The organism is Kitasatospora sp. NPDC101235, assembly GCF_044767505.1.
GTDB lineage: Bacteria > Actinomycetota > Actinomycetes > Streptomycetales > Streptomycetaceae > Kitasatospora.
Window position 1 is genome coordinate 237701 of sequence record NZ_JBIWNZ010000013.1, and the last position, 17691, is coordinate 255391.

The following is a 17691-nucleotide window of genomic DNA, read 5'->3' on the forward strand; positions in this document are numbered from 1 at the left end:
CGTCCTGTGCGGCTTCCTGATGGCCCTGGTCGAGCACCAGCAAGGCAACGCCGTCGATGCGGCCGCTGGTTCGAGGCCACCCGCGGCCTGTGCGGGTCGGCCGGCCTGTTCTCCGAGGAGTACGACATCGCCCAGCGCCAGCAGCGCGGCAACCTGCCGCAGACGTTCGTCCACGCGATGATGCTGGAGTGCGCGGCGCGCCTGGGAACCCCGTCAGCCCGCGGGAATCCTTAGGTCCCACCAGGCGGACCTCGCCCGGCCCCGGCGGGCCGCCGGCCCCATTGCAGCGAGGCGCCGGACGGCTACCCGATGGCACCGGGGCCATGCGCTCAGACGGGCGGCGTGCGCAGCGGGTGGTGCCGCAGGGCGTCCTTGACGGTGGCGTGGACGGCGAACAGTGCCGCGGTGTCGGTGAGCTCCAGGACCCGAAGGGTCCGCTGCGAGGGGGCGACCAGCACGAGCGTGACGCCCTCCGCCATGGCCCGCAGCCGGGCGACCAGGAGCATGTTGAGGCCGGTGGCGGTGAACAGCTCCACGCCGGCCAGGTCGACCGCGAGCAGGGCCGGGTGCTGGTCGAATGCGGCGCCCAGTGCCTGGGCGGCAACCGGTTCGCTGTCCAGGATCATGTCACCGGTGAAGGAACACACCAGCGCGTGGCCCACCCGGACGGTCTCCGACTTCAGGCAGGGCAGCACAATGCTCATCGGGTCCACACGCACCATCTCCAAACGAGGGACCACCGCACGGATCCGCCGCGACAACGATGCGGCTGCGGTACCTCCACTGTTCGCCCGTTTGCCCGACATGTCAACCATTGCACGAATTCGCTGTCGTGTTTAGGCAGCCGTGAAACAAAGGTCTTATCGTGGAGATATGGACACCGGTACGGCCACCGAGCGGCAGTGGACCTTCCTGACCAACCACGCCCGCGTCCTGGTCCAGATCGCCCGCGATCCCGGCATCCGCGTACGCGACATCGCCACCCGCTGCCTGCTCACCGAACGCGCCGTCCAGCGCATCATCACCGACCTCGAACAGGCCGGATACCTCAGCCACGAACGCCGCGGCCGCGCCAACCACTACAGCGTCATCGCCAGTAAGCAGCTGCGCCACCCCGCCGACGCCGGCCCCACCGTCGCCGAGCTCCTCGCCGCACTCCTGCGCTGACACCCACCGACGAACAACGGCACCGGACACCGAGATCGCCCCTCCGACGACGTCGAACCGCCCCTGCGTCAGATGCCCCGGACCACCACGGTGATCAGGATCGTCGCATCCCAGGTGCTCGTCGGTCTCTGATCACATGTCCAGCCCATACGCCCGATTCCTTCCGAAAGCAACGTTTTGAACCCCTTGTTCAGGGCAGCGGCTCGGTAACGAAGAAGCAAGGAGGGCCCGATGTCGACAGGAGACCTCATCGCCATCATCGTGCCGGTCGCCGTCGTGCTGATCCTCGTCGCCGCGGCACTGTGGTTCGTCAACCGCCGCCGCCGGCTGCGGGAACGCTTCGGCCCCGAGTACGAACGGACAATAAGCCAGTCGGACAGCCAGCTGGCAGCAGAACGCGAGCTACGGGACCGCGAGCTACGCCACCAGGAACTGGACATCAAGCCGCTGCCGGCCGAGGCGAGGCAGCGCTACGCAAGCGACTGGACCCAGGTGCAGCAGGAGTTCGTCGACCGGCCCGGCCAGGCGGTCCAGAACGCCGACCGCCTGGTCACGACGGTCATGCGGGACCGCGGATACCCGACGGAGGACTTCGACCAGCGGCTGCGCGACCTGTCGGTCGAGCACAGCCGCACCCTGGAGCACTACCGCGTCGCGCACGCCGTCAACACCCAGGCCGGCCGCGGCGATGCCACCACCGAGGAGCTGCGGGGCGCGATGGTGCACTACCACGCGCTGTTCGACGCACTCCTCGACGGAGGAACGGAACGAGACCGAACGGAGGGACCGACATGAGGCATATGAAACACGACGACCAACGGGCGTCCACCGAGGACATCGCAGCGGGCGCAAGCTCGATCGACGAGGCGGACACACCGGAGCGGCCCGTCTACCCCGGCGAGGCCACCACGACCGGATCACCCCCGGACGAGACCGCAGGACATCCGACCGGCGGGGCGGCGGAGAGGGACATCCCCGACGGCGAGGGTCGGCGGAAAGCCGAGGGGGAGGACAAGGAGTCGCTCCTGCCGCCGGATGACGCGGACGACCTGCGCGACCGCTGGCGGCAGGTGCAGACGCGCTTCGTCGACGATCCCCGCGAGGCCGTCAGCAGCGCCGACGAACTGGTCGCCGACTTGATGCGGCGCCTGGCCGAGAACTTCGCGGGCCGCAAGCGCACTCTGGAGAGCCAGTGGAACCGTGACGGCAAGGCCGACACCGAGGAGCTGCGGGTCACGCTGCAGCAGTACCGCGTCTTCTTCGACCGGTTGCTCAGTACCTGAGGACCGGTCACCAGAGAGCGGCGGCTCGGGTTCGCGAGCCGCCGCGGGCACGCGCCGGTCTGCTCGGAGGGCGTGCAGCGCGGCAATCCGCAGGTCCTGATCAGCCGCCGCTACCAGGGTCGCCCGTGCCACCGGACGCCGAAGGGTGACAGCCACATCGGTGGCAATCGGGCCGTGCGAGCGCGCTGCCCTCAGCACGGCAGGGTCTCTTGGATCCGGAAGTCCTGGGCCACGCCCGCGAGTTCGAGCATCCGCAGGATCATCGGCCGTATGCGGGCCAGTTCGATGCGGCTGCCGCTTGCGGCCGCGCCGGCCTGCGCCCGGAGCAGGGCATCGAGGCCGGAGGAATCGCAGAAGCGCAGTTCGGCGCAGTCGATCACCACGACGGTTCCGGGCGGCTCGAGTGCCGCGTCGAGCGCGGTCCGCAGGTCGTCGGCCGAGTAGAGATCGAGCTCTCCTCGGAGGGTGAGCACGGTGCCCCGCAGCCACGGCCTGCTCTGGGTGACGAGCCCGTTGTGCGGGCCCGGAGGCGAGCTGCTGAGCATGTCGGTTCCTCTCGCCCGGTGGCCCCTCCCACCAAGGCTGTTCATGCGGTGCGGTAGGCGGCGGCCCGGGCCTGCGCGAGGCGCAGTCCGTGGCCTGGCGTGCCGTCGGCGCCGGGGGTGACGGTGCCGACGGCGGGATCGAGGGTGCCATCGAAGAGCAGCCGCTCGATCCGGACGTGATCGTGGAACCATTCCAGGTGGCGGCAGTTGGGGACGGCCGCGGCGGCGTGGGCGTGCAGATGGGGCGCGCAGTGGGCGGAGACGTCGAGGCCGTGGGCCTCGGCGAGGGCGGCGGTGCGCAGCCAGCCGGTGAGGCCGCCGCAGCGGGTGGCGTCGGCCTGAAGGCAGTCCACGGTGGGGATCATCCGGGCGAAGTAGGGGAGGTCGTAGCCGTACTCCCCCGCGGTGACGTCGGGCCGGACGGCGTCGCGGACGGCCCGCAGGCCGGTGAGGTCGTCGGAGGAGACGGGTTCCTCGAACCAGGCGACGCCTTCGCCGGCGAGGGCGTGTCCGATCCGGACAGCCTGTTTGCGCCGGTAGCCACCGTTGGCGTCGGTGTAGAGCTCGACGCGGTCGCCGACAGTGGCGCGGGCGGCGCGGACCCGTTGGAGGTCGCGGTGTTCGCGGGTGCCCCAGGACTCGCCGATCTTGATCTTGACGCGCGGTATTCCCTGGTCCTCGGCCCAGTGGCGCAGCTGCCGCTGCTGCCGGGTGGCGGAGTACGTGGTCCAGCCGATCCCGGTGTGCGGGCCGCTGGCGGCTGCGGCGAGGACGAGCGTGGTGTGGTCCCAGGCGATGGTGCCGTCCGCCTCGGGGGCGTCGGTGGGCACGGTGTAGACGCGGACGCCGATCCGCTCGATCTCGTTCATCCCGGCGCTCGCAGTCCGCCGCGCTGCCCTGCGGCGAGCAGTCCGGCGGCGCGGTCGACCAGGGCCATGATGGTGAGCGCCGGGTTGGCGCTGCCCTGGGTGGGCAGCACGCTGCCGTCGGTGATCAGCAGGTTGGGCACGGCGAAGGTGCGCAGCCGGTGGTCGACCACGCCGGCGAAGGGGTGGTCGGCCATCCGGCAGCCGCCGACGAGGTGGGCGTAGCGGTCGATGGTGATGACCTCGCTCGCGCCCGCGGCGCGGAGGATGTCCTCCATGACCGCGCGGGCGGCGCGAATCAGCATCCGGTCGTTGTCGCCCTGGGAGAAGGCGAACTCGGCGACGGGCAGGCCGTGTTGATCGGTGTCGGGGGCGAGGGTGACGCGGTTGTCGGGCTGGGGCAGGAGTTCGGCCATGGCGCCGAGGGTGGCCCAGTGGACGTAGTCGGAGAGGTAGTTCGCAGGTCGGGGCCCCAGTGGCCCTGGGCGACGACGTGTTCGGCCCAGGTGATGGCCAGTGGGGAGATGTTCTGGATGGTGAAGCCGCGCTTGTAGGGCCGGTCGGGGTCGGTCTCGTAGTACTGCTCGGTGGAGACCTCGGGGGGCGGGGCCTTGTAGGCGCGGATCTCCTCCTCGAAGCGGCCGGAGGTCTGGGGGGCGCCCTGCACCATGACGTAGCGTCCGACGAGGTCGTGGTCGTTGCACAGGCCGTCGGGGAAGCGCGGGCAGGCGGAGTTGAGCAGCAGGCGCGGGGTTTCGATGGCGTACCCGGCGACGGCGACGGTGCGGGCCCGCTGGAGGTGTTCGCGGCCCGTGGTGGAAGTAGCGGACGCCACGGGCGAGTCCGTCGTGGTCGAGTTCGACGGCGATGGCCATGCAGTCGGCGCGGATCTCGGCGCCGTGGGCGAGGGCGTCGGGGACGTGGGTGATCAGCGGGGAGGCCTTGGCGTTGACCTTGCAGCCCTGGAGGCAGAAGCCGCGGTAGATGCAGTGCGGGCGGCGTCCGAAGCGGCCGTTGGTGATGGCGACCGGGCCGACGCGGGCCTGGATGCCGAGGGCGGCGGCGCCGCGCAGGAAGATCTCGCCGTTGCCGCCGACGGGGTGCGGCGGGTGAGGGTAGGGGTGCGGTTCGCCCCAGGGCCAGTACTGGCCGGCGACGGGCAGCTCGTACTCCAGCCGGCGGTAGGACTCCCGCAGGTCGGTGTAGTCGATCGGCCAGTCGGCGCCGACGCCGTCGACCGCGTGGGTGTGGAAGTTGGACGGGTGGAACCGCGGCGCGTACCCGGCGAAGTGCACCATCGAACCGCCCACGCCGCGGCCGGAGTTGTTGGAGCCCAGCGGCACCGGGTCGGTGCCGGAGATGACCCGTGGTTCGGTCCAGTACAGGTGGTGGGAGCCGGCCTCGTCGCTGACCCAGTCGGCGAGCGGGTCCCAGAACGGCCCGGCCTCCAGCACGACGACGCGCCAGCCGCGCCGGGCCATCCGCTGGGCGAGGGTGGCGCCGCCCGCGCCGCAGCCGACGATCAGCAGGTCGACCTCGTCCGAGTCGTCGAAGCGCCGCATGTCACGCAGCAGGGTGTGGTCGAAGCCGTGGCCGTCGCGCGGCAGCAGCCAGGCGGAGGCGTTGGTGCGGCGGACCTCGCGTTCGGCGGCGGCGTTGGCGCGCACGGTCTCGGCGGCGGCCCGCAGTCGGGAGTGGTGCCCGGGGTCGCTGGCAGGCGGCAGCGGGCGGACCGGCTGGTCATCCGGCGGCCGGGGCGGACGGTTGCGGGCGTCGGGGACCTCCCAGGGTTCGCGTAGGCCGGTGCCCAGGCGCAGGTAGCCGCGCGGGTGGGCGGGGCCGCCGAAGCCGATCTCGTTCCAGGCGGTGGGGGTGGCGTAGTAGGCGGTGCAGGCGTAGCGGGTCCACAGGCTCCACACGTGCCGGGCGGGCAGACGGTGCCAGCGCTCGCCGTGCAGTTCCCGGACCCGGCCGACGAGAGCCCGCTGCTGGAGCTCGGTCAGCGCGGCGAACGAGCCGTCCGCTTCCTCGTCCAGGGCGCGCAGGGTGTGCCGCCAGGCCATGTCGTCGCGCGGCATGTCGGCGTAGCGCCAGCCGTCGGTCTGCTGGTCGGCGAGCCGGGCGTCGATCATCGGCAGCAGCGGGGCGTCGGGGTGGTCGAGCAGCAGGTCCAGCAGGGCGCGGGCAGTGGCCTCCTCGGCCGGGGTGAAGAAGCGCAGCGGGGGCTGCGGGCCCGTGCGGGCGAGCACGACGTCGGCCGTCTCGCGGTCCCAGAACCGGGCCTGGGAGAGCACGTCGTAGCCGGGGAAGCGGCCCTCGTGACCCGGGGCCCGGTCCTCGTGGTCGGGGAAGCGCCGCTCAGGCATCGCGCGACTCCCGGCGCAGCACGGCGGCGAGCAGCCCATCCCTCCGACCAGGCTCATCAGCAGCGGCGCGAAGAGCGGCGGCCCCATCTCGATGTTGTAGCGGGCCATTGCCCAGCCGCCGGGCTTCTCGGCGATGCCGCGGACGTGCAGCCAGATGCCCTGGAGACCGTTGGCGGTGATCGCGGCGGACGCGACCGGCAGCAGCGTGCGGGCCGCCCACGGACTGACCGCCCCGGCGACTCCGGCCACCGTGCCGACCGGCCCGAGCCACACCGGCCACCACATGACGCGGTTTCCGAAGCCGGCCCGGTCGTGCTCCAGGTAGATCTCGGCAGCGGTGATCACCGAGCCGGCGGCGGTGGCCAGGGCGAGCGAGCGCTGGAACCGCCCGGTGCGCACGTTGCGCAGCGCGAGGTCGATGCCGCGCCTGGCCGGGTCAGTGACGCCCATGTCGGCCTCCGAAGGAGGGCAGGAGCTCCTGGAGCTTGGCCTTGAAGCCCTGGCGGACCATCGCCGCGCGGTCGTCGTCCCCGCGCAGCACGGACGCGGCGGCGGCCTGGATCTGGTCCCAGCTCGCGTGCGGCGGGATCGGCGGGACGGCCGGGTCGGTGCGCAGCTCCAGGAGGAACGGGCGGTCGGCGGCCAGGGCGTGCTGCCAGCCGCCGGGTACGTCGTCGGGCGCGATGGCCCGCGCGGCGGCCAGGCCGAGGGTGCGGGCGAAGGCCGCGTAGTCGACGTCGGGGAGCTCCTGGGAGGGCAGGAAGCTCGGGGCGCCCTGCATGGCCCGCATCTCCCAGGTGACCTGGTTGAGGTCGCGGTTGTTGAGCACCGCCACCACCAGGCGCGGGTCGTCCCACCGCTGCCAGTACTTCGCGACGGTGATGAGTTCGGCGAGGCCGTTCATCTGCATCGCGCCGTCACCGACGATCGCGATCGCGGGCCGGTCGGGGTGGGCGAACTTGGCACCGATCGCGTAGGGCACGCCCGGGCCCATGGTGGCCAGGGTGCCGGACAGCGTGCCGCGCATCCGGCCGCGGAAGCGCAGGTGACGGGCGTACCAGTTGGCGGCGGAGCCGGAGTCGGCGGTGACCATGGCGTCGTCGGGCAGCAGGTGGTCGAGGGCATGGATCGCGTACTCGGGGTTGATCGGGTCGGCCTCGACCTCGGCCCGCCGCTCCATCACCTCCCACCAGCGCTCGGTGTTGTCGCAGACGGTGCGCTGCCAGTCGCGGTCCTCCTTGCGGACCAGCAGCGGCAGCAGCGCGTCCAGCGTGTGGGCGGCGTCGCCGACCAGGTTGACCTCGTACGGGTAGCGCAGCCCGACCATGAACGGGTCGAGGTCGATCTGCACGCCCCTGGCCTGCCCGAACTCGGGCAGGAACTGTGTGTACGGGAAGGAGGAGCCGACGGTCAGCAGGGTGTCGCAGTCGCGCATCAGCTCGTAGGAGGGGCGGGTGCCGAGCAGGCCGATCGCCCCGGTGACGTACGGCAGCACGTCGGGCAGCGCGTCCTTGCCGAGCAGCGCCTTGGCGACGCCCGCGCCGAGCAGTTCGGCGGTCTCCTGGACCTGCCGGCGGGCGTTGCGGGCCCCTTGCCCGACCAGCATCGCGATCCTGCGGCCGGCGTTGAGCACCTCGGCCGCCCGACGCAGCTCGCCCTCCTCCGGGGTGATCGTCCACTGTGGAGCGCCCAGGCTGGAGGGCACCATCTTGAAGGCGTGCTCCGGCGGGCTGTAGTCCAGTTCCTGGACGTCGGCGGGCACGATGACGGCGGTGACCGTGCGCCGGGCGGCCGCGGTGCGCATCGCCCGGTCCAGCACGTTGGGCAGCTGCTCGGGGACGGTCACCATCTGGCAGTACTCGGCGGCCACGTCCTTGTACAGGCTCAGCAGGTCGACCTCCTGCTGGTAGGAGCCGCCCATCGCACTGCGGTCGGTCTGCCCGACGACCGCGACCACCGGCACGTGGTCCAGCTTGGCGTCGTACAGCCCGTTGAGCAGGTGGATCGCGCCCGGCCCGGACGTCGCCGCGCACACCCCGGTGCGCCCGGAGAACTTGGCGTAGCCGACGGCCTCGAACGCGGCCATCTCCTCGTGCCGGGCCTGGACGAACACCGGCCGGTTGTCGGCCCGGCCCCAGGCCGCGAGCAGCCCGTTGATGCCGTCGCCGGGATAGCCGAAGACGTACTCGACGTCCCAGTCACGCAGTCGTTCCAGAATGTGGTCGGAAACCTTCGGGGACACGGTGCTCCTCCTTCACGTCCTTCACAGCGGCGGCCCCCGCAGCGCGGCTATCCGCTGCGGGGGGCCGGAAACACCGGTGAAGGGGAATCTCAGTGCGGTTCCCGGGGTTGCTCGTCCGTCCAGCCGGGGGCGTCGCGGTCCTCCAACTGCTCACGCAGGCGGGTCAGGGTGGTGCTGAGCAGGCGGGAGACGTGCATCTGCGAGACGCCGATGCGCTCGGCGATCTCGGACTGGGTCAGTCCGTCCCAGAAGCGGAGCTTGAGCACCAGCTGTTCCCGCCCGGGCAGCCCGGCCAGCAGCGGCCGGACGGCAGTGCGGAAGTCCGCGAGTTCGATGCCCGGGTCGCAGCCACCGAGCCGGTCCACCAGCGCGCTGCCGCTCTCGTCGGCGTCCTGGTCCCGCAGCGCGTCCAGCGAGCTCGGGTGGTGGACCCGGCCCGCGACCAGCCCTGCGGTGGCCTGCTCGACGCTCAGGTGCAGGTCCTCGGCGATCTCCTCCGGCCGTGGGAGGCGACCGAGCTCCTGCTCCAGCCGGTCCGAGCCGCGGGCCACCGTCAGGTACAGCTCCTGCATGCCGCGCGGTACCCGCACCGGCCAGGATGTGTCGCGGAAGAACCGCTTGATCTCCCCGGCGATGGTGGGGATGGCGAAGGTGACGAACTCGACACCACGGCCCGGGTCGAATCCGTCGACGGCCTTGATCAGGCCGATCGTGCCGACCTGCAGGATGTCCTCCATGTCCTGCGAGCGGTGCCGGAAGCGGGCCGCGATGAACCGGACCAGGGGCATGTTGAGCTCGATGATCGTTCCGCGCACGTAGCTGTAGGCGTGGGTCTCCCGGGCGAGCCCGGCCAGGCGCTCGAACAGCGCGTCGCTGAGCTCGCGCGCCTCGAACTTTCCCATGCGGCGAAGCTCGGCCCCGGAGGGCCGAGCCGGCAGATCCGGCGGGACACCCGACGGCACGGTGGTCACGTGGCCGGGTCGGTGGCCGGTTTCCGGATCCGTCTTCAGGGACGTGGACACGACGGTTCTCCTGAGCATCGGGATGAGCTCCCGGCGCCGCGGCGGCTCGCGCTCGCACAGCAACCGGGCTTCCTCCCCCAGGACCCGTGCCCGGCTTCGTCGAGCAACGGTCCTGGTGCCACCCGGTGGGTGGGGAACGGCCGACGGATCAGCGGCGGCCGTTCCATGGGTCTCGTACCCGACATACGACATCTGATTCATGTTTCGGGTAGCTTGCAACCGTTTCTTCGGGCACACGCGTGGGCACCGGCCGTGACGCCCGCAAGGAGCGCATCATGACCGTCCCCTCGCATCCGGACCCGGACCCGCCGCCGCCGGAGCCCCACCCAGGGCAGCAGTGACCGGCTCCCGGCTGACGGCGACCCGCCCCTCACGGCGAGCGGACGTGGTGGTCGATCGAAGAGGAGGGACCTCCAGCCACACGAGTTTCCCCTCGCCCTCGGGCAGCGAGCCCCAGGCCCGGGCCAGCCGGTCGACCACCCGGAGGCCGTGACCGCCGGGCCGGGCCGGGTCGGTGCTGATGCGCAGCCGCGGCGCTACCGGGCTGTCGTCGCGGACCTCGACCCGTAGCCGGGTGCCGTCCCAGTTCAGTCGCAGCTCCCGGGGGCCGCCCGGAGCGTGCAAGCACGCGTTCGTGACCAGCTCGGAGACCATGAGCAGGACGTCCTCCGTGACGGCCTGCCGTTCCTCGTCAACGGCCGGCAGCCAGTTCCAGCACACCAGTGCCTCGCGGCTGAACTCCAGGCAGCGCTGCACCGCGCCCTCGCTGCCCGCCATGACGAGCCGCCTGGTCTGCTCCGGGCCGTCCACGCCGGACCTCCTCACACCGGGCAGGCAGGGGCACCGCTCCGACCCACCGGTGGTGACGTGCCGTCCAGGCCGTGATGCCGCGCGGCACACGGGGCCGCACGAGCGGCTCCGCCGCAGCGGGCCCCGGCCAGGCCGGGCCCGCCACCTGCCTGTCGTCCATGCCCCGCGTTTGCCCGGTCTCGCTGCGGCTACACGCAGGAGGAGCGAGACGAAGGCGAGCGCCATGACGACATCGGGCACCGGCCACAGCACCCGTCGGCAGCGCACCGGGCGCCGGGAGTCCCCCGACGAACGGGCGGACCGGCGCTGGGCGGACCTGCTCCAGGAGGTGCGGGTCGCCCAGACCGGCTCGCAGGTCCTCTTCGGCTTTCTCCTGAGCGTGGTCTTCATGCCCCGCTTCGCCGGGCTCGGCGGCTTCGAGCAGGGACTGTACGTGGCCACCGTCGTCCTCGGGGCCCTGGCAACCGGCGCCCTGACCGCGCCGGTCGCCTACCACCGGATCTTCGCCGGCCACCGCCTCAAGCCCCAGCTGGTGGACGCCGCCGCCCGGCTGGTGGCCACCGGCCTGGTCCTGCTGGCGCTGACCATCGGCTCGGCACTCCTGCTCCTGCTGCGCGTCGCGACGGGGTCGCTCGCTTCCGGCTGGATCGCCGGAGGCGTCATGCTCTGGTTCGCGGTCTGCTGGCTGCTGCTGCCGGTCCGCCACCTGCACCGGCACAACGGCCACTGCCCCCGGCCTCCCGGCAGGACCACGGCCACCCCGGCCCGCGGCGGCGCTGCCACCCCGCGTACGGAAGGACGCCCGACATGACGCCCCGCACTCGTTCGAAGCCGCGCACCGTGGTGATCACCGGAGCCAGCGCCGGCATCGGCCGTGCCTGCGCGCGGGCCTTCGCCACCGACCGCAACCGGCTGGTGCTGGTGGCCAGAGGACCGGCCGGACTGCACGCCGCCACGACCGAGGCCGAGAAGGCCGGCTCGCCGGCATGCGCGATCCTCGCCGATGTCGCCGACCACCGGGCGTGCGAGGCCGTCGCGGCCCGGGCCGAGGCGGAGTTCGGCCCGGTCGACGTCTGGGTCAACGACGCCTTCGTCTCCGTCTTCGCCCCCTTCACCGAGATCAGCGCGGACGAGTTCCGCCGGGTCACCGAGGTCACCTATCTCGGCTACGTCAACGCCACCCGCGCCGCACTGCACCACATGCTCCCGCGCGACCACGGCACGATCGTGCAGATCGGCTCCGCGATCGCCTACCGGGGCATTCCGCTGCAGAGCGCCTACAGCGGCGCCAAGCACGCCCTCCAGGGCTGGCACGAGGCACTGCGCTGTGAGCTGCTGGCCAGCGGATCCGGCGTGCGGGTGACCATGGTGCAGCTGCCCGCGGTCAACACCCCACAGTTCGACTGGGTGCTCAACCGCCTGCGGAGCCGCGCCCGGCCCGTCGCCCCGGTATACCGGCCGGAGGTAGCCGCCCGCGCCGTCCGGTACGCGGCCGACCACCCGAACCGACGGGAGTACTGGGTGGGCGGCAGCACCACCGCCACCTTGGTCGCCAACGCCCTCGTCCCCGGCCTGCTCGACCGCTACCTCGCCCGCACCGGCATCGACGCCCAGCAGGACGAGGAGCCGCACCGCGCCGACACCCCGGACAACCTCTGGACCCCGGCGGACGCGGCCCGCGACCACGGGGCCCAGGGCCGCTTCGGCGACGAGGCCCGGGGCCGCAGCGCACAGTTGTGGGCCTCCCAGCATCACGGCCTGCTCGCCGCGGGCGGCGCAGGCCTGCTCGGCGTCGCCGCCGGCACACTGGCCCGCCGCCGGTGACCCCGAAACCGGTACCCGCGCCCGGGCGTCCGGTACTGCCGCCAGGACCGGGGCTCACCTACCGGCACAGGATCGTCTGGCCGTCAAACCCCGTATGACGGGCGGACACTGCCGCAGGTGTGGAAGCACCTCCCCCGGGCACACGCCACCGCGGGGCGCAATCTCGTCCCTGTCATGAGAGGAGTGAAGCGATGGGCACCGAGGAGAAGTTGCGCAACATCGCCGAGAAGGGCAAGGGAAAGGCCAAGGAGGCCGCGGGACGCGCGATGGGCGACCGCACCGTCGAGGCCAAGGGCCGCGCCAAGCAGGCGAAGAGCGATCTGAAGCAGGCCGCGGAGAAGGTGAAGGACGCGGGCAAGCACTGAGCCGCGGTCCCGGTGGCCGTCCGCGGGCGGGCCACCGGGACCGGACGCCATGGAGGTGAGCAGCGTGAGCGAGCAGGGCGAGCCGATCCCGAAGGACCCTCCCGTCCCGGTGGAGACACCCGAGTGTTCGGGTCGGTTCCTCTCTCATGGCTGCCTGAACCTCACGCTCCGGCCTTCCCCCGCGCGGGGGAGTCGGGTGATCCGTGGGATGGATGTGATCGGCGCGGGTGACAGGGAGTCTTGGGGTGTCGGCAATCCGGATATACGGGGGGTCTCAGTGGCTGTTCATGCGAACTCGGAGGCAGGCGGCGCTTCCAGGCCACCGACCACAAGCCCGGGGCGGACGTTGTGGTGGCGGCGGTGGCCCATGTGGGTACCCATGGCCGCTGCTGTGTGGGGCGTGTTGTACGCCGCTGTCGAGGTCACGTGGGCGGCGGCGGGCACCACCGTGCAATGGAAGGAGCACGCCTCGTACGCGCCGGGGGTCCAGCTCTTCCTGGCGGCCCTCGCGCTCCTGGCCGGCGGCGCCTGCCTCGCCGGCACCCGAACGCTCGCCAAGCTCGGCCGGGTTGCGGTGGCGACGGCGCTGATCACGGCGCTCCCGGTGTTCGTCGTGGGAATGAACGGGCTGCCGATCTATTTCGTGACGATTGCGACGCTCTCGGGGGTCGAGAGCGCCACCGGGCTGGCCCAGGTGCTGTTGAACGCGGCCGGCGCCGCCCTTCTGCTCCTCGTCGGCTTGTCGTACCGCCGACGGCTGCGCGGCGACTGCCCGCGATGTGGGAGGCCGCACGCCGGCGCCGGCGATGGCCCGTTTGCCCACCCAGCCGCCTCCCGGGCCCCGAGGCGGACCCGCGTCGCGGTGTACCTGCTCATGTGCGGACTCCTGCCGTGGGCAGGAGCCAAGACCATCTGGACGCTGGGCGGCAACGCGCTCGGCGTCGCGGGCGATGACTGGGAGAGGACGTCGATCGTCGACGCGTCGGGCCCGGCGCAGGCAACCGCGTCGGTGGGGATCGACGTGACCGCCCTGGCCGCGATGGTCGGGATCTTCCTGCTGCTGGGGCTGCTGTACGTGTGGGGGCAGGTGTTCCCCCGCTGGACGCTGTTCCTGTCCGGGCGACGGGTCCCGCGCCTGCTGCCCCTGATTCCGGCCTGGCTGACCGGCATCCCCCTGGCGATGTACGGGGCCGTCCTCGTCATCATGGCCCCGCTCATGGCTGTCGGCGTGCTGCCTGAGATCGAGCCGTCCTCGCCGTTCACCACCAGCTCGGGGGTCACCTGGTTCGTCGAGTTCGGCGGCCTGGCATTCGGCGGTCTGGGCATCGGCCTCGTCGTGGCCGCCCGCTCCTACGCCGCCCGCACCCGCCCCGTCTGTGCCGGCGCCACGGCAACGAAGCGGCCCGGGTAGTCGGGTACCGGGATGTCAGCTTCCTGCCGGCGACCGACGCGCAGTCGGCGGCGGTTCCCGATCGAAGCGCTCAAGTGCATCGCGTCAAGCCGCTCCTTTCCTGGACTGAACGGCCCGGCCGCCCGACGCGGTTGGGCGTCGGGCGGCCGGGCGGAACGGCGAGGTCAGAAGGTGAGGTTCCAGGCGTCGATCGTGCCGGTGTCGCCGGAGGCGCCGTCCTTCACCCGGAGCTTCCAGGTGCCGTTCGCCGCACTCGCGGCGGCGTTGACGGTGTAGGTCTTGGCGACGTTGTCGGTGCTGTCGTTGTTCGGGAAGTCCTCCAGGAGGTAGACCGTGCCGTCGGGCGCGACCAGGGAGAGGACCAGGTCACCGCGGTAGGTGTGCTTGATGTCCACGCCGACCTTGAGCGTCGCGGGCGCGTTGCCGGTGACGCCGGTGACGGTGATCGGGCTCTCCACCGTGGTGTTGTCGGGGATCGCCACGTCGGCGGTGTTCTCGAAGTACTTGCCGGTGGGCGGGGTGGCGCCGCCGACCGCCTTCAGCGCGTCGACCTGGCCCTCGCCGAAGAAGCCGTTGTTGGCGGTGGTGCCGGTGCAGCGGCTGTCGGAGGCGGGGCAGGCCAGGTCGTTGGCCTGGCTCGCGAGGCGGGCCCGGATGTCGGCCGGGGTGAGCGAGGGGTCGGTGCTCGCGATCAGCGCGGCCACCCCGGTGACGTGCGGGGAGGCCATCGAGGTGCCGCTCTTGGTGCCGTACTTGCCGCCGGGCAGGGTCGAGTAGACGCCGGTGGCGCCGTCGCCGCCGGGCGCCGCGACGTCGATGACCCCCCGGCCGAAGTTGGAGTAGGAGGCCTTGCCGCTGCCGCTGCCCGTGGCAGCGACGGTCACCACGCCGGGGAGTTCGGTGGGGATGTCGAGGCAGGCGTTGCTGATGGTCCGGGTGACCTTGGTGGAGTCGTTCGGGCTCTCGGTGTCGGTGGTCTTGTTGGCCAGGTCGTAGTTGGAGTTGCCGGCCGCGGCGACCTGCAGCGAGCCCTTGCCCTCGGCGTACTCCTGGGCGCGCTTGACGCCCTCGATGATGGCGGCCTGGTCGAGGTCGTTCGGGCAGTTGAACTGCCAGGGGTCGGTGTAGTAGCTGTTGTTGGTGACCTTGAAGCCGTGGTCGCCGGCCCAGACGAAGCCGCAGACGGTGTTCTCGGCGTAGAAGAGGGTGCTGGTCGGCTCGGCGATCCGGACCGAGGCGATCTTCACGCCCGGTGCGACGCCGATGACGCCCTTGCCGTTCTTCGCGGCGGCTATCGTGCCGGCGACGTGGGTGCCGTGGGTGTCCACGTCCCGCCAGGCGCCGCTGCGGGTGTCGGGCTTGCCGTAGGCGCAGGAGACCGAGTCGGCGGCGTCGAAGTTCGGCGCGAGGTCCTGGTGCTGGTCGTCCACGCCGGTGTCGAGCACGCCGACCTTGACGGACGGGGAGCCGGTGGTGACGTTCCAGGCCTGGTCGGCCTTGATCTGGGTCATGTCCCAGCGGTTGGACTCGGTGAGCGTGGTGGCCGACTGGGCGGGGTTGGTGGGCAGGGCCGGGCTGTAGGCGTCGGCCGGCACGTCGGAGGTGCGGGTCGCGCCGACCTGCTGGATGCCGGTGACGGTCCGCAGCGCGGCGGCGAAGCCAGCGCTGGTGGAGTGGGCGACGATGACACCGATCGGGTCGTAACTCGCGAAGACCGTACCGCCCTTGGCGGCGACGGCAGTCTTGGCGGCGGCGATGTCGGCGGGGGCGCTGATCACCAGGTAGGCGCGGGTGCCGGCGGCCCAGCCGGCCGCGGTGCCCGCGACGGCGGGGGCGGCGGGGGCGGCGGGGGCCTGGGCGGCGGGCGCGGAGACGGCGCCGGGGACGGTGGGGGTGGTGGTCGTGGTGGCGGCGGTCGCGAACGCGGTGGGGGTGGCGAGCGCCATGGCCGAGAGCACGGCGAGGGCTGCGGCCGGGCGGCCGAGCCGCCGGGATATCAGGGGTGACACGTGTCCTCCGATTCGGCCCGTGCGTGAGGGGGATCGCACGGGAATTGAAGGAAACATGCCAGATTGGGCAGGAGTTGGGGAAGACTTTACGCCTGACGGCTTTTCGCAGAAACGTTACGTTTTGATGTCGCGGGGTCCACGGCGCCCCGGGTGGGGCGCGTGCGGCGGCCGGCCGAGGCACTGCGCGTCGGCCGCCGGTGGAGTCAGCGGCCGACAATTCAGCGGTGCTCGGGGTTCTCGAAGTCGAAGCGACAGCCGGCTTCCCACTCGGAGCGCTGGTTGCCGTGGGCCGGGATGCCGCCGGCGTCCTTGAGCATGCGGGCCAGGTGGAGCTGGTTCCAGGTCATGAAGGTGGTGTTGCGGTTGGTGAAGTCGTTCTCCGGACCGCCCGAGCCCTCGTCGAGGTAGGAGGGCCCGGGGCCGGCCTCGCCGACCCAGCCCGCGTCGGCCTGCGGCGGAATGACGTACCCGAGGTGTTGGAGGCTGTAGAGGACGTTCATCGCGCAGTGCTTCGCGCCGTCCTCGTTACCGGTGATCAGGCAGCCACCGACGCGGCCGTAATAGGCATACTGACCCTCGGAGTTGAGGATCGACGAACAGGCGTACAGTCGCTCGATCACCTTCTTCATCACGGACGAGTTGTCTCCCAGCCACACGGGTCCGGCCAGCGTGAGGATGTCAGCCGCCATCACCTGCGAGTAGATGACCGGCCACTCGTCGGTCTCCCAGCCGTGCTCGGTCATGTCCGGCCAGACGCCCGTCGCGATGTCGAGATCCACCGCCCGCAGGACCTCGACCGCGACACCCTGGCGCTCCAGGATGCCGGTGCTGAGGTCGATCAGGCCCTGGGTGTTGCTGCGCTCCGGGGAGCGTTTCAGGGTGCAATTGATCACCAGGGCGCTTAGGTCGGCGTACGACGTCGGCGTGTCCGGCACGGATTCCTCCCTCAGGCTGTCCGGGAGGCCGACCGGGTCGTCGGCTCCCGGCACAGCTCACCAGGCCGGCTTCGCGAGCGCGCGCGGAGCTGGGCCGGTTGCCTGACGGCACGCCGCCTGGTCGACCGGACGGGCCTGTGTGCTCGGCCTCGATCCCGGGACGCACAGAACGCACCCGGGTGCCACCGGCCCTCCCCGTGAACTCCCTTGTGGTCAGGAGCAGACGGAAGCGACTGGGCTGATCGGAGGGGCCGGATGCCGGCACCACCTGTTCCGGATCGCTCGCGAGGTCCCACGACGACGTCCGGAGTGCGAAGCGTCCTCGGGCGGCGGCTTCGGCAACGACGGATACGGGGGCGGTCAGTTGGCAGGGTACGTGCCGCTTCGACTGGTGGAGGCGTCACGGGTGCGCCCTTCGGGCCGGCCCCTGCTCGACATGCTCGTCCAGGACCGAGAGTGCCACGTCGCTCGGCAGTGGCGAGGGGATCGACCCTTGCGGGGTTCCGGCGGTGGTCCGGCTTCGCCGTCTGCCGACGGGCGCTCGGGGGCGCGCCCGTCGGCAGGCGGCGGGGTGCCGGCCGGCCTTGGCCCGGGGGCCAACAGGGCCGACCGGCTGCTCTAGGAGGTGGCGATGGTGGTCAGGACCCGGGTCCGGGCCGCCTTCACCGCAGGCAGGACCGCGGCGGCGAGGCCGGCCAGGGCCGCTCCGGCGAGCACGGCCAGGATGGTGGTCCACGGGATGCTCAGGGCCGTGATGCCGTAGAGGGTGAGGACCTTCTGCCCGGCGATGCCCCAGGCGAGGCCGAGCCCGAGTCCGAGCAGGGCGCCGTGCACCGCGATGAGGAC

At 72.0% G+C, this 17691-nt stretch carries 18 protein-coding genes; 8 read left to right on the forward strand and 10 right to left on the reverse strand.

The annotated features are described in order from the left end of the window. Window positions 1–6 precede the first annotated feature (6 nt). Window positions 7–234 (forward strand): glycoside hydrolase family 15 protein, encoded by a 228-nt coding sequence (locus ACIRRH_RS23005; protein WP_403070416.1) that lies wholly within the window; start codon window positions 7–9, stop codon window positions 232–234. A gap of 95 nt (window positions 235–329) precedes the next feature. Here the strand turns inward: ACIRRH_RS23005 and ACIRRH_RS23010 are convergent, their stop codons facing one another. Continuing rightward, window positions 330–704 (reverse strand): STAS domain-containing protein, encoded by a 375-nt coding sequence (locus ACIRRH_RS23010; protein ID WP_403070419.1) that lies wholly within the window; start codon window positions 702–704, stop codon window positions 330–332. Between the two features lie 169 nt (window positions 705–873). Here ACIRRH_RS23010 and ACIRRH_RS23015 point away from each other — a divergent pair, with 169 nt between their 5' ends. The 3 genes from ACIRRH_RS23015 to ACIRRH_RS23025 all read left to right on the forward strand — a co-directional run bounded on the left by ACIRRH_RS23015 (window position 874) and on the right by ACIRRH_RS23025 (window position 2450). Next, window positions 874–1167 carry a helix-turn-helix transcriptional regulator gene (locus ACIRRH_RS23015; RefSeq protein ID WP_403070422.1) on the forward strand — a complete coding sequence of 98 codons (294 nt, stop codon included), beginning with the start codon at window positions 874–876 and terminating at the stop codon, window positions 1165–1167. A gap of 231 nt (window positions 1168–1398) precedes the next feature. Beyond that, window positions 1399–1962 (forward strand): hypothetical protein, encoded by a 564-nt coding sequence (locus ACIRRH_RS23020; protein ID WP_403070424.1) that lies wholly within the window; start codon window positions 1399–1401, stop codon window positions 1960–1962. Then, on the forward strand, window positions 1959–2450 hold the full coding sequence (locus ACIRRH_RS23025; RefSeq protein ID WP_403070427.1) for a hypothetical protein: 492 nt from the start codon (window positions 1959–1961) through the stop codon (window positions 2448–2450). The genes ACIRRH_RS23020 and ACIRRH_RS23025 overlap by 4 nt, the downstream gene beginning before the upstream one ends. A 191-nt stretch (window positions 2451–2641) precedes the next feature. On the opposite strand, the gene ACIRRH_RS23030 is transcribed toward ACIRRH_RS23025, so the two are convergent. The 6 genes from ACIRRH_RS23030 to ACIRRH_RS23055 form a co-directional block, all read right to left on the reverse strand. Next, on the reverse strand, window positions 2642–2995 hold the full coding sequence (locus ACIRRH_RS23030) for an STAS domain-containing protein (protein WP_403070430.1): 354 nt from the start codon (window positions 2993–2995) through the stop codon (window positions 2642–2644). A gap of 41 nt (window positions 2996–3036) precedes the next feature. Further along, window positions 3037–3864 (reverse strand): enolase C-terminal domain-like protein, encoded by an 828-nt coding sequence (locus ACIRRH_RS23035; protein ID WP_403070433.1) that lies wholly within the window; start codon window positions 3862–3864, stop codon window positions 3037–3039. Next, window positions 3861–6677 (reverse strand): GMC oxidoreductase, encoded by a 2817-nt coding sequence (locus ACIRRH_RS23040; protein ID WP_403070436.1) that lies wholly within the window; start codon window positions 6675–6677, stop codon window positions 3861–3863. The genes ACIRRH_RS23035 and ACIRRH_RS23040 overlap by 4 nt, the downstream gene beginning before the upstream one ends. Beyond that, window positions 6664–8469, reverse strand: coding sequence for a thiamine pyrophosphate-requiring protein (locus ACIRRH_RS23045; protein WP_403070439.1), 1806 nt, complete (start codon window positions 8467–8469; stop codon window positions 6664–6666). The genes ACIRRH_RS23040 and ACIRRH_RS23045 overlap by 14 nt, the downstream gene beginning before the upstream one ends. 89 nt (window positions 8470–8558) lie before the next feature. Continuing rightward, window positions 8559–9371 (reverse strand): SigB/SigF/SigG family RNA polymerase sigma factor, encoded by an 813-nt coding sequence (locus ACIRRH_RS23050; protein ID WP_403070441.1) that lies wholly within the window; start codon window positions 9369–9371, stop codon window positions 8559–8561. A gap of 393 nt (window positions 9372–9764) precedes the next feature. Then, window positions 9765–10301: an ATP-binding protein gene (locus tag ACIRRH_RS23055; RefSeq protein ID WP_403070444.1), complete on the reverse strand. Its 537-nt coding sequence runs from the start codon at window positions 10299–10301 to the stop codon at window positions 9765–9767. Between the two features lie 223 nt (window positions 10302–10524). Between ACIRRH_RS23055 and ACIRRH_RS23060 the strand changes: the two genes are divergently transcribed. The 4 genes from ACIRRH_RS23060 to ACIRRH_RS23075 all read left to right on the forward strand — a co-directional run bounded on the left by ACIRRH_RS23060 (window position 10525) and on the right by ACIRRH_RS23075 (window position 13901). Beyond that, the gene (locus ACIRRH_RS23060) at window positions 10525–11112 is read left to right on the forward strand and encodes a DUF6328 family protein (RefSeq protein ID WP_403070447.1); all 588 of its coding nucleotides are present in this window, start codon (window positions 10525–10527) and stop codon (window positions 11110–11112) included. Continuing rightward, the gene (locus tag ACIRRH_RS23065) at window positions 11109–12125 is read left to right on the forward strand and encodes an SDR family oxidoreductase (protein WP_403070449.1); all 1017 of its coding nucleotides are present in this window, start codon (window positions 11109–11111) and stop codon (window positions 12123–12125) included. The genes ACIRRH_RS23060 and ACIRRH_RS23065 overlap by 4 nt, the downstream gene beginning before the upstream one ends. A 191-nt stretch (window positions 12126–12316) precedes the next feature. Next, window positions 12317–12490, forward strand: coding sequence for a CsbD family protein (locus ACIRRH_RS23070; protein ID WP_403070452.1), 174 nt, complete (start codon window positions 12317–12319; stop codon window positions 12488–12490). A gap of 379 nt (window positions 12491–12869) precedes the next feature. Further along, a complete protein-coding gene (locus ACIRRH_RS23075; RefSeq protein WP_403070455.1) occupies window positions 12870–13901 on the forward strand; it encodes a hypothetical protein in 1032 nt (343 codons plus the stop codon). Window positions 13902–14065: 164 nt separating this feature from the next. On the opposite strand, the gene ACIRRH_RS23080 is transcribed toward ACIRRH_RS23075, so the two are convergent. From ACIRRH_RS23080 to ACIRRH_RS23090, 3 genes are all read right to left on the reverse strand, one after another. Then, a complete protein-coding gene (locus ACIRRH_RS23080; RefSeq protein ID WP_403070481.1) occupies window positions 14066–15859 on the reverse strand; it encodes a S8 family peptidase in 1794 nt (597 codons plus the stop codon). A gap of 269 nt (window positions 15860–16128) precedes the next feature. Continuing rightward, window positions 16129–16845, reverse strand: coding sequence for a flavodoxin family protein (locus ACIRRH_RS23085; RefSeq protein WP_403070457.1), 717 nt, complete (start codon window positions 16843–16845; stop codon window positions 16129–16131). A gap of 618 nt (window positions 16846–17463) precedes the next feature. Next, window positions 17464–17691, reverse strand: a 228-nt coding sequence (locus ACIRRH_RS23090; RefSeq protein WP_403070460.1) for a hypothetical protein, incomplete at its 5' end; no start/stop codon positions are given.